We start from the raw sequence: 13402 nt of genomic DNA on the forward strand, positions 1-13402 counted from the left end.
GCGTGCCCCCCGCCCGCCTAGGCAGGTCGCCGTGGTGCTGCTGACGCTCGCGGTGGATGCGATCGGCATGGGCGTCGCGGTGCCTGTGCTGCCGCAGCTGCTGCGGGCGATCGGGTACGGCGCCGCGAACGTGCCACTGCTGATCGGCGTGCTGATGACGTGCGCCGCGCTCATGCAGTTCGTGTTTGGGCCGCTGCTCGGCACGCTGAGCGACGCAAAGGGAAGGCGGCTGGTGCTGCTGGCAGCCCTGTTCGGCAACGCGACGGCATTCCTGCTGCTCGCCGCCGCGCGCGACTTCGCGTGGTTGCTCGCCGGCCATTTGCTCGTCGGCGCCACCGCGGCCAGCACGGGCGTCGCGACCGCCTATCTCGCCGACGTCACACCGCCCCACCTGCGCGCCGCGCGGTTCGGCTTCGCGAGCGGCGTGGTCGCCCTCGGTCTCGTGGCCGGCCCCGCGTTCGGCGGCCTGCTCGGCACGCTCGGGCCGCGCGCGCCGTTCTACGCGGCGGGCGCGCTTGCGCTCTGCAACGGCGCGTGCGCGCTGTTCGCGCTGCCCGAGAGCCTGCCCGCGACGCGGCGCAGCCCGTTTGCGCGGCGGCGCGCGAATCCGTTCGGCAGCCTCGCGCTGCTGCGGCAGGACAGTGACTTTCGCCGGCTGTCGTTCGCCGTGTGCTGCGGCATGATGGCCTACGGCATCTTCCTCACCTGCTTCGTCATCTCGAACGAGCAGCGGATCGGATGGGGACCGAGAGAGAACGGCCTGGCGCTCGCGATGCTGGGTCTCGGCATCGCGCTCACGCAAAGCTTCGTGCTGCCGCGCCTCGTGTCGCGGCTCGGCGAGCGCGGGACGGCGGCCGCCGGCTATGCGCTGTTCGTGCCGGCCTATCTCTGCTACAGCATCGCCGCGTCGCCTGCCGTCGTGATCGTCGCGATCGCGCTGCACGCTCTCGCGCTCGTCAGCGATCCCGCCGTGCGCACGATGATCTCGCTGCGCGCCGGCAGTGACCGGCAAGGCGAATATCAGGGCGCGCTCGTCTGCCTGATGGGATTGGCCGCATCCTGCGCGCCGCTCGCCGGCGCGAACCTGTTTCACTTCTTCGCGGGGCCATCGTCCCCGCTTCGCCTTCCCGGTGCACCCTTCCTGGTTGCCGCGGCGCTGTACGTGCTGTCGCTCGCCGCCATCCTGCGCGGCGGCTCCGGCGCGCACGCGCGCGCTCCGGCACCGTCGCTCCCACCCTACGCTAGAGAGGATAGCCATGACTAATCTGCTCGACGATCCCGACGGCACGTTCGTCGTGCTGTCGAACGCCGAAGGACAACACTCGCTCTGGCCGGCGTCGATCGCGCCGCCCGCCGGCTGGAGCGTCGTGTTCGGACAAGCCGCGCGTCAGCCCTGCGTCGACTACCTCGATGCGCACTGGACCGACCTGACCCCGCGCCGCCCGCACGCCGCCTGACGTCGCGCACGCGCACGCCGACGCTTCACCGCGGAACGCGGACGCCGCGCGCCGCCGTCGCGGCGGCGATCGCCCGATCACGCGCCGCCCAACGAGGACACGCCGACATGACGAACGAGTTCGCCCCCCCATCCCACCCGCTGCTGCCTGCGCAGCAGGAAATCTGGTTCGCGGAGCAGCTCGCGCCGGGAACCAGCGCGTACAACACCGCCGCCTATCTCGACATCGACGGTCCGATCGACGCCGGACGCTTCGACGCGACCGTCCGCCGCCTCGTCGCCGAAACCGAGTGTCTTCGCGTCGCGTTCGCGGAGCGCGGCTCGATACCGGTGCAGATCGCGCGCGCACGCGACGACCGGGACGTCGTCCATCTCGATTTCGGTTTCGCGGACGATCCGCACGAAGCCGCCGAGGCATGGATGGCCGCCGATCGCGTTCGCCCGACGGATCTCACCCGCGATCCGCCGTTTCGCTTCGCGCTGCTGCGCGTCGCGCCCGACCGGTTCTACTGGTATCTGTTCTTTCATCACATCGTGATCGACGGGTTCGGCATCTCGCTGCTGATCCGGCGCGGCGCCGAGATCTACACGGCGCTCGCCGCCGGCGAGACGCCGGCGCCGACGCCGTTCGGCACGCTCGCCGACCTGCTTCGGATCGACGCGGCATATCGCGCGTCGCCGTCGTTCGCGCTCGACCGCGAGTACTGGAGCGCGCGGCTCGCCGGCCGGCCGTCGCCCGCGAGCCTCGCGAGCGACGCGAATCCCGGCGAGTTCTCGCCGCTCGGCCGGTTTCGCCGCGAATGGGAGCACCTGTCGGCCGACACGAGCCGCGCGCTGCGCGCGCTCGCGCAGGCCGAAGGCACGGGCGTCCCGCAATTGATGATCGCGCTGGCGGCCGCCTATCTGCATCGCGCGCTCGGCCAGGACGAAATCGTGGTCGGCATGTCCGCCACCGCGCGCACCGGGCCCGACCTGCGCAAAACGCCGGGCATGTGCGCGAACGTGCTGCCGCTTCGTTTCGCGTTCGACGCGGCGACGTCCCTGCGGGCCGTCGCGCGCCAGGCCGCGCGAGAGGTTCGGCAGGCGCTGCGCCATGCGCGCTACCGCAGCGTCGAGCTGTTCCGCGACGCGCAGCAAAAGGGCGAGAGCACCCGGCTCTTCGCGCACGTCGTCAACGTGATGACATTCGACTTGGACGCCCATTTCGCCGGCCATCGCGCGCGCTTTCGCCACTTGTCGGCCGGCCCGGTCGACGATTTTTCGTGGACCGTCTACGCCCACGGCGGCGACGAGGAGCTGTGCATCGCGTTCGACGCGAACGCCGCGCAGTACGGCGACGACGAGCTCGGCCGCCACCGGGAACGCTTCGTGCGGCTCATCGAGGCGGCAGTGGCCGAGCCCGCGCGGCCAGTCGCGACGATCGCGCTGACGAGCGCCGCGGAGCGGCACCGCATCCTGCACGACTGGAATGCGGTCGTCACGGCGCCGACGGGTACCGTGCCGGCCGCGTTCGAGCAGCAGGCGGCCGCCACGCCGGACGCGATCGCGCTCACCTTCGGCACGCAGCACCTGTCCTACGCGACGCTCAACGCACGCGCGAATCGCATCGCGCACCGGCTGATCGCGCTCGGCGTCGGTCCCGGCGCGATCGCCGCCGTGTGCGTGCCCCGCTCGGCCGAGCTCATCGTGGCGCTGCTTGCGATCCTGAAGGCGGGCGCCGCCTATCTGCCGCTCGATCCTGACTATCCGCCGGAGCGGCTCGCGTTCATGCTCGCCGACGCCAGGCCCGCTGCGACGCTGACCACCGCGGCGCTTGCGGCGCGCGTCGGCGGCGGCGGCGACGTGCTGTACGTCGACAGCCCCGCCGAAAACGACGCATCGCCCGCCGCCGCACACGATCCGGCCGACGGCGACCGGCTCCGGCCGTTGCTTGCGTCGGACCCGGCGTACGTCATCTACACGTCCGGGTCGACCGGCAAGCCGAAAGGCGTCGTCGTGCCGCACGCCAACGTGATCCGTCTGTTGACGAGCACCGATCGATGGTTCGGCTTCGGCGCCGACGACGTCTGGACGCTGTTCCATTCGTGCGCATTCGATTTCTCGGTATGGGAATGCTGGGGGGCGCTGCTACGCGGCGGCCGGCTCGTGATCGTGCCGTTTCCGGTCAGCCGCTCGCCCGTCGAATTTCTGAGCCTCCTCGCGCGCGAGCGCGTGACCGTGCTGAATCAGACGCCGTCGGCGTTCCAGCAGCTGATGCAGGCGGATCGCGACGATCCGGCGCTCGGCCGGTCGTTGCGGCTGCGCTACGTGATCTTCGGCGGCGAGGCGCTCGACATGCGCAAGCTCGACGACTGGTACGCGCGCCACGCCGAAAACGCGCCGCAACTGATCAACATGTACGGCATCACGGAGACGACCGTGCACGTCAGCTATCTCGAGCTGACGCGGCGCATGGCCGCCGAGCCCGCTCACAGCCTGATCGGCAGCAAGATTCCCGACCTGCGCCTCTACGTCCTCGACGGCGCGCTCAATCCCGTGCCGCCCGGTGTCACGGGCGAAATCTACGTCGCCGGCGCGGGACTCGCGCTCGGTTATCTCCGACGACCAGGCCTGACGGCGCAGCGCTTCGTCGCGGACCCGTTCGGCGCGCCGGGCGCGCGCATGTACCGCTCCGGCGACCTCGCGCGCTGGCGCGCCGACGGCACGCTCGACTTCATCGGCCGGCAGGATGATCAGATCAAGATCCGCGGGTTTCGCGTCGAGCTGGGAGAAATCGCCCACGCGCTGATGCGGCACGAAAGCATCGCGCAAGCGGAAGCCGTCGTTCGCGAGGACCGGCCCGGCGAGAAGCGCCTCGTCGCCTACGTCGTCGCGGCGGCGGGCTTTTCCGCGCAGCCGCAGGCGCTGCGCGAGGATCTCTCGCGGCATCTGCCCGAGCACATGGTGCCCTCCGCGATCGTCGCGCTCGATGCGCTGCCGTTGACGCCGAACGGCAAGCTTGATCGTCGCGCGTTGCCCGCACCTGTTTTCTCGAGCCACGGCACGCGCACGCCCGCCGGCGAGCAGGAACGCGCGCTTTGCGTGCTGCTCGCGGACATTCTCGGCGTCGACACCATCGGCCCGGACGACAATTTCTTCGAGATGGGCGGCGATTCGCTGGCCGCGATGCGCGTCATCAATCGCGTGCGGGCGACATTCGGCGTCAAGCTGTCGATCCGCGATCTGTTCGCCGCGCCGAGCGTCGCACGGATCGCGCCGATCCTCGACGCGAAACGATCACCGCCCGCGCGCGCCGAGGCGCACGTCGTGCAGAACGCATGAGCCGGCACGGCATCGGGCCGTCCGATTTTTCAACGAAGCCGGTGACCGCCGATCAACGAACGTCGACCGCAGCCTGCTCGCTCGGTTGTGCGCGCGGCGCATCGAGTCCGCTGCGATTCGTCCTGCGCGTGACGTTCTTTCAGATCGCGGAATCGGCAGTCATCCAAGGCAGCGCCGGGCTTGCCCGGGGCACGCGGCGCGCCGTTCAGACGAGGAGCAAACGTGGTGAGGAAAAGCAAATACACCGACGAGCAGATCGCCGATGCGCTGAGGCGCGCGCAGCAGGGCGCACCGATAGCGGACGTGTGCCGCGATATGGGGATCAGCGAAGCGACTTTCTACAACTGGCGCGCCAAATTCGGCGGCCTGACGCCGACGAAGGTGAATCACGTCAAGCAACTGGAGAAAGAAAACGCGAAGCTCAAGCGGCTCGTCGCAAACCTCTCGCTCGACAAGGCGATGTTGCAGGATGTCCTGTCAAAAAAAGCCTGAAGCCTTCCCGGCTGCGCGAACTCGCCGTCGACCTGATGCATCGCTTCGACGCGAGCCAACGCCAGGTGTGCGCGGCGCTCAAACTTTCGCGTTCGGTCTTCAGCTATCGGCCGATCGCACCCGACTCGAGCAAGCCTGCGGCGCGCGTCGGCGAAATCGCGCAGGCAGGCAGACGCCACGGCTACCGCCCTCTGCATCTGCCGAGCCGGGAAGGCTGGCGAGACGCTCACGCGCGCATTCCGCGCGCGCATGGCGAGCAGGGCTCGCCGCAGGCAGGCAAGCGGCCGCGTTCCGAAGAAACCGACTAGCCGGGCAACCCGAACAACCAGTGAACAGGTTCGTCCGAGCGTCGGTGGCCCGGGCGCGGCTTCGCGCCGGCCGGGCGTGCGCTCTCTTCATGCGCGCGTGAAGCGGCGCGACGCCGGGTTCTTGCCGTGCCAAGAACCCGCGTGCTCCGCCGTCTCGGCGGCCGCCCGCCAATCGATCGGCCGCGTTGCGCAAATGCGCGTCGCGTTTGTCCCTCGATCGGGCGGTGGCCGGCAAATTCGTTCGACGACGCCTCGCGCCGCCGCACATCCGCCGAACGGTCCGCATGGCATGCGCATCACCGGCACCGAGGCGGGTCGCGGCCGGCCGCCGCCATGCGGCCGGCCGACATCGCCCGCGCGCCGAGACGGCGCGTCGCGCACGCCAGGCAGTCGCGGGCGGCGAGCCGCCCGTCGCGCATCACGCATCGACCGCCGGCACGTTCGAGCGCTCGACGAACCGCGGCTCGCGCCGCCACTGCGTCGCCTGCTCGAACGCGTAGCCGAGCGCGAGCAGCCGCGCCTCGCTCCACGGCGCGCCGACGAACGACACGCCGACCGGCAAGCCGCGCACCAGCCCCGCGGGCACGGTCAGATGCGGAAAGCCCGCGACGGCCGCAGGCGTCGAGAAGCCGTCGGTGCCGCTGTCGCCGTTGATCAGGTCGATCAGCCATGCGGTGCCCTCGGTCGGCGCGACGAGCGCGTCGAGCCGCGCGTCGCGCAGCACGCGCGCGAGCCCCTCGTCGCGGGCGCGGCGGCCGCAGCGAGCGAGCGCGTCGCGATAGGCCGCCGCGTCGAGCCCGCCCGCTTCCTGCGCGCGCAATAGCAGCTCCTGCCCGAAGTACGGCATCTCCTTCGCGCGCTGCGCCGCGTTGAACGCGATCACGTCGGCGAGCGTGCGCACGCGCGCATGCGGCGCGAACGCGTGCAGCCACAGCGGCAAGCCGTGCTTGAACTCGTGCAACAGCACGGTCTTCTCGTCGTCCTCGTAGTCGGGCTTCGGCAGGTCGACGGGATCGATCACCACCGCGCCGAGCCGCTGCATCCGAGCGATCGCGCGCTCGATCTGCGCGTCCACCTCGTCATGCCCGGTGAAGAACGCGCGCGCGATGCCGATCCGCGCGCCGCGCAGCGCGTTCGCGTCGAGCGCGGCGACGTAGTCGGCGGGAGGCGGCGCGCCCGCCGTCGCGGGATCGTTCGCATCGCCGCCCGCGAGCGCGCCGAGTAGCCGCGCCGCGTCGCGGACCGTGCGCGCGATCGGCCCCGCCGTATCCTGCGTGTGCGACAGCGGCACGATCCCGTCGCGGCTCACGCGCCCGACGGTCGGCTTCAGCCCGACGCAGCCGTTGATCGCGGCGGGCGACACGATCGAGCCGTCGGTCTCGGTGCCGACCGCCATCTCGACGAGCCCCGCCGCGACCGCCGCCGCCGAGCCCGAGCTCGATCCGCTCGCCGTCCGGTCGAGCGCGTACGGATTGCGCGACAGCCCGCCGCGCCCGCTCCACCCGCTCGTCGAGCGCGTCGAGCGGAAGTTCGCCCACTCGCTCAGGTTGGTCTTCGCGACGATCACCGCGCCCGCGCGCCGCAGCCGCGCGACGAGATGCGCATCGCGTGCCGCGCGCACGCCGTCGAGCGCGAGCGAGCCGGCCGTCGTCGCCATCCGGTCGCCCGTCGCGATGTTGTCCTTCAGCGCGACGCTCACGCCGTGCATCGGGCCGCGCACGGCGCGCGCCGCCCGCTCGGCGTCGAGCGCGTGCGCGATCGCCTCGGCGTCCGGATTCAGTTCGATGATCGCGTTCAGCCGCGGGCCGCCGCGATCGATGCGCGCGACGCGCTCGAGCGTCTCGCGCACCGCCTGCGCCGCGCTGCGCTCTTCGCGCGGCGACACAAGCGCCGATTGGCCGCCGCGCTCGCCGCCAGCGGTCGTCGCCGATGCCGGCGCGCTCGCGAGCACCACATGCGCCGAACTCAGCGCGCCGAGCGAGTGAAGGAAATGGCGTCGTTTCATTCGAGTACGTCCTGAGTACGTCCTGTTGTCGTGATGCGGCCGGGGCCGGGCCGGGGCCGGGGCTGACGGCGCGGGTGTCGCGCGTCGCCGGGCGCACGCGCCGGTGGAGTGTAGGCGAAAGGCAATCGATGCGCACGCAACGTTCGCGCGCCGGGCGAAGCGATCTCGCCGCTTCGCGCCGTTCATAGTGAACTTCCGCGACGAATCGCGATCCCTTTATCGCGTGTCGTCGCGTGTCGTCGCGTGTCGTCGCGTGTCGTCGCGTGTCGTCGCGTGTCGTCGCGTGTCGTCGCGTGTCGTCGCGTGTCGTCGCGTGTCGTCGCGTGTCGTCGCGTGTCGTCGCGTGTCGTCGCGTGTCGTCGCGTGTCGTCGCGTGTCGTCGCGTGTCGTCGCGTGTCGTCGCGTGTCGTCGCGTGTCGTCGCGTGTCGTCGCGTGTCGTCGCGTGTCGTCGCGTGTCGTCGCGGGTCGTCGCGGGTCGTCGCGGGTCGTCGCGGGTCGTCGCGGGTCGTCGCGGGTCGTCGCGGGTCGTCGCGGGTCGTCGCGGGTCGTCGCGGGTCGTCGCGGGTCGTCGCGGGTCGGCGCGGGCCGGCGCGGGCCGGCGCAAGTGCGCGAGTCACCGTCGGCGGCCGGCTTCCGCTGCGAAACCGGCCGCATCCGCCCACGGCGCGCGCACGATCATCGAAAGCCACTGTTTTTTTGAAGGACTCAATGAAGAAGATTCTCGCTGTCATCGCTTTTCTCGCCGTCGTCGGCTGGCTCGCCGCGACGACGACCATCCTGCTCGCGCCCACCTCGCAACCGTGCACCGACGCATGGTTCGACGCGGTCGACAAGCAATTCCACATCACCGACGACGGCGGGCACGGCCCCGATCCCGGCAGCGGCGAATGGCTCGGCGCGGTCGAGCGCAAGGCGAAGCTGCCCGAAAACGACCATCTGCCCGAGCAGCAGCGTTGCGAGGCGATTCAGCGCGAGCTTTCGCATCGCACGTACATCGTCAACCCGCGCCTCGGCCTGCGATTCTCGCTCTGACGCTCGCGCACCCTTGCTCGCTCGCCGGCCGCGTCGCCGTCGCGAGCCGGCGAACGGGCGAGTGCGCGAGCACAACGCCGATGCGCGCCCGCCCGCATCGGCGCGCTCATTCGTTCGCCGCTACCCCGTGCTCGCCCGATTCGCGATCGCGCTCGACAGCCCGCCGCCCGCGCCGCCCGAGCGACGCGACCACCTGAAACGCGACCGGCGCGAACACGAGCCCGAACAGCGTCGCGGCGAGCACGCCGCCGAACGCGCCCGTGCCGATCGAGCGGCGGCTCTCGGCGCCCGCGCCCGTCGCGCTCACGAGCGGCACGACGCCGAGCACGAACGCCATCGACGTCATCACGATCGGCCGAAAGCGCGCCGACGCCGCGTCGACCACCGCCTGGCGCAGCGCGACGCCGCGCGCGTGCAGATCGCGCGCGAACTGCACGATCAGGATCGCGTTCTTCGCGGACAGCCCGATCACCGTAATCATCGCAACCTTGAAATACACGTCGTTCGGCATGCCGCGCAACTGCACGGCCGCCACCGCGCCGATCACGCCGAGCGGCACGACGGTCAGCACCGACAGCGGAATCGTCCAGCTTTCGTACAGCGCGGCGAGCGCCATGAACACCGCGAGCACGGATAGGCCGATCAGCAGCGGCGTCTGCCGCGCGGCGACGGTTTCCTCGCGCGCCGCGTCGACCCAGTCATAGCCGACGCCCGTCGGCAGGTTCGCGGCGAGCCGCTCCATTTCGGCCATCGCCGCGCCGAGGCTGTATCCGTTCGCCGGACGGCCGACCACGTCGAGCGACGGATAGCCGTCGAAGCGGTTCAGCGCGACGGGCCCGACGCTCCAGCGCCGCGACGCGATCGCCGACAGCGGCACCATGTCGCCCGTCTTGTTCGGCACGGAAAGCGCCATCAGTTGATCGTCGGTGCTGCGCGCGCCGGCGTCCGCTTCGATGATCACGCGCCGCATCCGCCCCGCCGCCGGAAAATCGTCGACGTAGTTCGAGCCGAGCAGCCCGCCGAGCAGGCCCGCGATCCGCTCGAACGGCACGCCGAACGCGTACGCCTTCGCGCGGTCGACGTCGAGCTCGACGCGCGGCGCGTCCGGCAAATCCTCGGTGCGCACGGACGCGAGCGCCGGATCGGCCTTCGCCGCGTCGGCGAGGCGCTCGCGCGCCGCCTTCAGCACGTCGACACCGATGCCGCCGCGATCCTCGAGCCGCAGCGTGAAGCCGTCCGAATGCCCGATGCCGGGCACCGACGGCGGCAGCGACGCATCGACGTCGCCGTCGCGAATCCGCGCGAACGCGCCGTTCAGCCGATCGCGCAGCGCGGCCGCATCGACGCCGCGCTTCGCCCAGTCCTTCAGCTCGACGAACGCCATCGCGACGTTCTGCCCGCTGCCGGCGAAGCTCCAGCCGATCACGCTCGTCACGTTCGCGACGGCCGGCTGCGCGTGCAGGATCGCCTCCACCCGCTCGACGACCGCCATCGTGCGCGCCTGCGTCGCGCCCGCCGGCAGCTGGATCATCACCTGCAGTTGCCCCTGGTCCTCGGTCGGCAGGAAGCCGTTCGGCATCGCCCAGTACAGCGCCGCGCCGCAGACGAGCAGCGCCGCGTAGATCGCGGCCATCGGCCCGATGCGCGCGACCGTGCGCGCGGTGAGCGAGCGATAGCCCGCCGACGCGCGCGCGAAGCCCGCCGCGAAGCGGTCCGCCGCCCACGCGCCGAGCCCGCGCACGCCGCGCCGCCGCCCGATCCGCGCCCGCGCGCCGCCGGGCGGCAGCGGCTTGAGCAGGTTCGCGCACAGCGCGGGCGTGAGCGACAGCGCCATGAACGACGATACGAGCATCGACGCGATCATCGCGACCGAGAACTGCCGATAGATCCCGCCGACGCCGCCCGGAAAGAACGCCATCGGCACGAACACCGCGGTCAGCACGGCCGTCACGCCGACGATCGCGCCGACGATGCGCTTCATCGCGCGGCGCGTCGCCTCGCGCGGCGACACGCGCTCCTCCTCCATCACGCGATGCACGCTCTCGACGACGACGATCGCATCGTCGACCAGAATGCCGATCGCGAGCACGAGGCCGAACATCGTGAACACGTTGATCGACAGCCCGAACGCCCACATCGCGACGAACGCCCCCATCAGCGTGACCGGAATCACGATCGTCGGCACGAGCGTGCAGCGCAGGTCGCGCAGGAACAGCCACATCACGAAGAACACGAGGACGATCGCCTCGACGAGCGTCAGCACGACCTCGTCGATCGCGATGCGGACGAAATGCGCGCCGTCGAACGGAATGGCCACCGCGACGCCGGGCGGCAGCCGCTTCGACAATTCGGCGAGGCGCGCGCGAATCGCGTTCGACGTCTCGAGCGCGTTGCCGCGCGGGCCGAGCTGGATGCCGACCGTCGCGGCCGTCTTGCCGTTCAGCCGCGACGAGAACGAATAGTCGTCGCGGCCGAGCTCGACGCGCGCGACGTCCGCGAGCCGCACGACGGAGCCGTCCGGCTTCGCCTTCAGCACGATCCGGCCGAACTCGGCGGGCGATGCGAGCTGGCCCTTCACGATCACCGACGCGGTCGTCTGCTGGCCGGCGACGAACGGCGCATCGCCGATCGCGCCCGCCGTCACCGCCGCGTTCTGCGACGCGACGGCCGCGATCACGTCGTCGGCGCCGAGCCCGTACTCGCGCAGCTTCATCGGGTCGAGCCAGATCCGCAGCGCCTCGTCGGCGTCCCACAGCTGCGCGGAGCCGACGCCCGGCGTGCGCTTCAGCTCGCGCAGCACATAGCGGCTCAGGTAGTCGCTCAGTTGCGCGGAATCGCGCGTGCCGTCGGTCGACGTCAGCGCGACGAGCATCAGGAACGTGTTCGCCGCCTTGAACACGCCGATGCCCTGCTGGACGACCTGCTGCGGCAGCCGCGGCTCGACCTGCTTGAGCCGGTTCTGCACGTCGACGAGCGCGAGGTCCGGATCGGTGCCGGGCGCGAACGTCACGTCGATCTCGAGGTTGCCGTGGCCGTCGCTGCTCGTCTCGTAATAGAGCAGCCCGTCCGCGCCGTCGAGGCTCTCCTCGATGATGCTGCCGACGTCGCCGTCGACCGTCTCCGTCGACGCGCCCGGATAAGTCGCGTTGATCACGACGCGCGGCGGCGCGAGGCGCGGATACTGCGCGACCGGCAGTTGCGGAATCGCGAGCACGCCCGCGACGACGATCGCGAGCGCGACGATCCACGCGAAAACGGGGCGGTCGATGAAGAACGACGGCATGCGTGCGGCTCCGTCAGCGCGACGCGTTCAATTCGGCGCGCACGGTCGCGCCGATCACGCGGCGCGCGGCGGCCGCGCTCGCGCCGAGGCGCCCGAAGCAATCGAAGCAATCGAAGTACTTGAAGCGCCTGAAGCGCTCACCGCGGCGCAGATCCGCGAAGAGCCCGCGCGGATCGCCGTGAAAATGCAGGAACGCCTTCGCGCGACGGGCGAAGACGCCGCGCGCCCGCTCGCTCAGCCAGGGCAGCCGGCGATTCTCGCTCGGCAGGTTTTCAAGCCGGTCCAGCGCCGCTGCGTCGGCGTGCTTCATCGATGTCTCCGTGATTGCGCAATCGTCGTTCGAATGGGGCGCGCCGGCATCCGCTCGCGCGCTCAGCGCGGCGCAAACGGCGGCGCGTCGGCGAGCCGCGCCATGTGCAGCACGTCGACCAGCTCGCCGGCGCGGATCGCGTAGCCGCGCGAGCGCCCCTCCTCGGTGAAGCCGAAGCGGCGATACAGCGCGATCGCACGCGCGTTGTCGGCGAACACCGTGAGCTCGACGCGGCGCAGGCCGAGCGCGCGGTCCGCGCAGTCGACGATCGCGGCCATCAGCGCGCCGCCGACGCCGCGCCCCGCATACGCGTCGTGCACGCCGATGCCGAGCAGCGCGCAGTGCGCGCGGCGGCCGGAAAACGTCTCGAGCCCGCCGTGACCGACGACGCGCCCGTCCACCTCGGCGCACAGGTTGACGCCGCCGCCTCGCCGCGCCGCGACCCGCATGAGCCACGCGGCGACCGCGTCGGCCGACGCGTGCGGCATCGCGAGCGTGCCGCGCTGCACGAGCGGCTGGTTGCGCATCTGCGCGATGGCCGCCGCGTCCGCCAGCTCGGCCGCACGCACGATCACGCGGCTCGCGCCCGCGCGCGACGGGTTCGCATCGGTCCGATCGCCTGCTCGTTGCGTCGTCATGCCGGAGTCTCGGAGGGGGCCGCCGCAAGCGGCGGCGAGTCCTTCAGGCGCGCGATCAGACAGCCGTCGACGAGCACGCCGTCGCGCAGCGCCGCACCGCGCTGCGTCGCCTCGATCTCGAAGCCGAACTTGCGATGGAACGCGAGCGCGACGAAATCGTCCGCGTAGAGCTGCGCCTCGATCCTGCGCAGCCCGAGCCAGTCGTCGGCGATCGCGAGCGTCTCGCGCATCAGCGCGCCGCCGACGCCGCGACGATGCCACGCGTCATGCACGGCGATCGAGATCGACGCCGCATGCGAGCGCCGCAGCTTGCCCGGCGCGAGCTCGCTCCAGCCGACGAGCGCCTCGCCGATCCATGCGCCGAGCGCGTATTGCTCGCGCATCAGCGCATCGAGCCATTCGCGCCGCCTGTCGAGCGATGCGTGAGGCGCGCTCGCGAAGCGCCCGTCGATCGACGGCTGCCGCGCGAGCGCGTGCAGCGCGTCGGCGTCCGCCGCGCGCAGCGCGCGGATCGTCACGTCCGGCGGCGGCGGTGAACTCGCGGCGCGCTCCATCA

Annotated in this window: 9 protein-coding genes and 1 pseudogene; 5 read left to right on the forward strand and 5 right to left on the reverse strand. The window is 71.5% G+C overall.

The annotated features are described in order from the left end of the window. The first annotated feature begins 31 nt into the window (after positions 1 to 31). From WS78_RS30285 to WS78_RS30300, 4 genes are all read left to right on the forward strand, one after another. Entirely contained in the window at positions 32 to 1264 is a 1233-nt protein-coding gene (locus tag WS78_RS30285; protein WP_226377260.1) for an MFS transporter, read from the forward strand. Then, positions 1257 to 1457, forward strand: coding sequence for an MbtH family protein (locus WS78_RS30290; protein ID WP_038752032.1), 201 nt, complete (start codon positions 1257 to 1259; stop codon positions 1455 to 1457). Before WS78_RS30285 ends, WS78_RS30290 begins: the two co-directional genes overlap by 8 nt. Positions 1458 to 1564: 107 nt before the next feature. Next, positions 1565 to 4777, forward strand: a complete 3213-nt coding sequence (locus WS78_RS30295) for a non-ribosomal peptide synthetase (protein ID WP_059579829.1) — start codon at positions 1565 to 1567, stop codon at positions 4775 to 4777. Positions 4778 to 5002: 225 nt separating this feature from the next. Beyond that, the gene (locus WS78_RS30300) at positions 5003 to 5269 is read left to right on the forward strand and encodes a transposase (protein WP_038752045.1); all 267 of its coding nucleotides are present in this window, start codon (positions 5003 to 5005) and stop codon (positions 5267 to 5269) included. 726 nt (positions 5270 to 5995) lie between these two features. On the opposite strand, the gene WS78_RS30310 is transcribed toward WS78_RS30300, so the two are convergent. Beyond that, on the reverse strand, positions 5996 to 7582 hold the full coding sequence (locus tag WS78_RS30310) for an amidase (protein WP_038752040.1): 1587 nt from the start codon (positions 7580 to 7582) through the stop codon (positions 5996 to 5998). 353 nt (positions 7583 to 7935) lie between these two features. Here WS78_RS30310 and WS78_RS36610 point away from each other — a divergent pair. Beyond that, positions 7936 to 8615 (forward strand): annotated as a pseudogene (locus WS78_RS36610) (hypothetical protein). A 106-nt stretch (positions 8616 to 8721) separates the two neighbouring features. On the opposite strand, the gene WS78_RS30325 reads toward WS78_RS36610, so the two are convergent. The 4 genes from WS78_RS30325 to WS78_RS30340 all read right to left on the reverse strand — a co-directional run bounded on the left by WS78_RS30325 (position 8722) and on the right by WS78_RS30340 (position 13400). Further along, the gene (locus WS78_RS30325) at positions 8722 to 11898 is read right to left on the reverse strand and encodes a multidrug efflux RND transporter permease subunit (RefSeq protein WP_059579824.1); all 3177 of its coding nucleotides are present in this window, start codon (positions 11896 to 11898) and stop codon (positions 8722 to 8724) included. 13 nt (positions 11899 to 11911) lie between these two features. After that, positions 11912 to 12208, reverse strand: coding sequence for a hypothetical protein (locus WS78_RS30330; RefSeq protein WP_038749088.1), 297 nt, complete (start codon positions 12206 to 12208; stop codon positions 11912 to 11914). A gap of 62 nt (positions 12209 to 12270) precedes the next feature. Further along, on the reverse strand, positions 12271 to 12846 hold the full coding sequence (locus WS78_RS30335; protein WP_038749086.1) for a GNAT family N-acetyltransferase: 576 nt from the start codon (positions 12844 to 12846) through the stop codon (positions 12271 to 12273). After that, positions 12843 to 13400, reverse strand: a complete 558-nt coding sequence (locus tag WS78_RS30340) for a GNAT family N-acetyltransferase (RefSeq protein WP_038749084.1) — start codon at positions 13398 to 13400, stop codon at positions 12843 to 12845. Before WS78_RS30340 ends, WS78_RS30335 begins: the two co-directional genes overlap by 4 nt. Positions 13401 to 13402: the final 2 nt, after the last annotated feature.

Source organism: Burkholderia savannae, assembly GCF_001524445.2.
GTDB classification, from domain to species: domain Bacteria; phylum Pseudomonadota; class Gammaproteobacteria; order Burkholderiales; family Burkholderiaceae; genus Burkholderia; species Burkholderia savannae.

Coding starts and splice junctions, on each gene's coding strand:
- WS78_RS30330 (WP_038749088.1), bottom strand. CDS start 12,208: ATGAAGCACGCCGACGCAGCGGCGCTGGACCGGCTTGAAAACCTGCCG.
- WS78_RS30290 (WP_038752032.1), top strand. CDS start 1,257: ATGACTAATCTGCTCGACGATCCCGACGGCACGTTCGTCGTGCTGTCG.
- WS78_RS30340 (WP_038749084.1), bottom strand. CDS start 13,400: ATGGAGCGCGCCGCGAGTTCACCGCCGCCGCCGGACGTGACGATCCGC.
- WS78_RS30295 (WP_059579829.1), top strand. CDS start 1,565: ATGACGAACGAGTTCGCCCCCCCATCCCACCCGCTGCTGCCTGCGCAG.
- WS78_RS30325 (WP_059579824.1), bottom strand. CDS start 11,898: ATGCCGTCGTTCTTCATCGACCGCCCCGTTTTCGCGTGGATCGTCGCG.
- WS78_RS30310 (WP_038752040.1), bottom strand. CDS start 7,582: ATGAAACGACGCCATTTCCTTCACTCGCTCGGCGCGCTGAGTTCGGCG.
- WS78_RS30335 (WP_038749086.1), bottom strand. CDS start 12,846: ATGACGACGCAACGAGCAGGCGATCGGACCGATGCGAACCCGTCGCGC.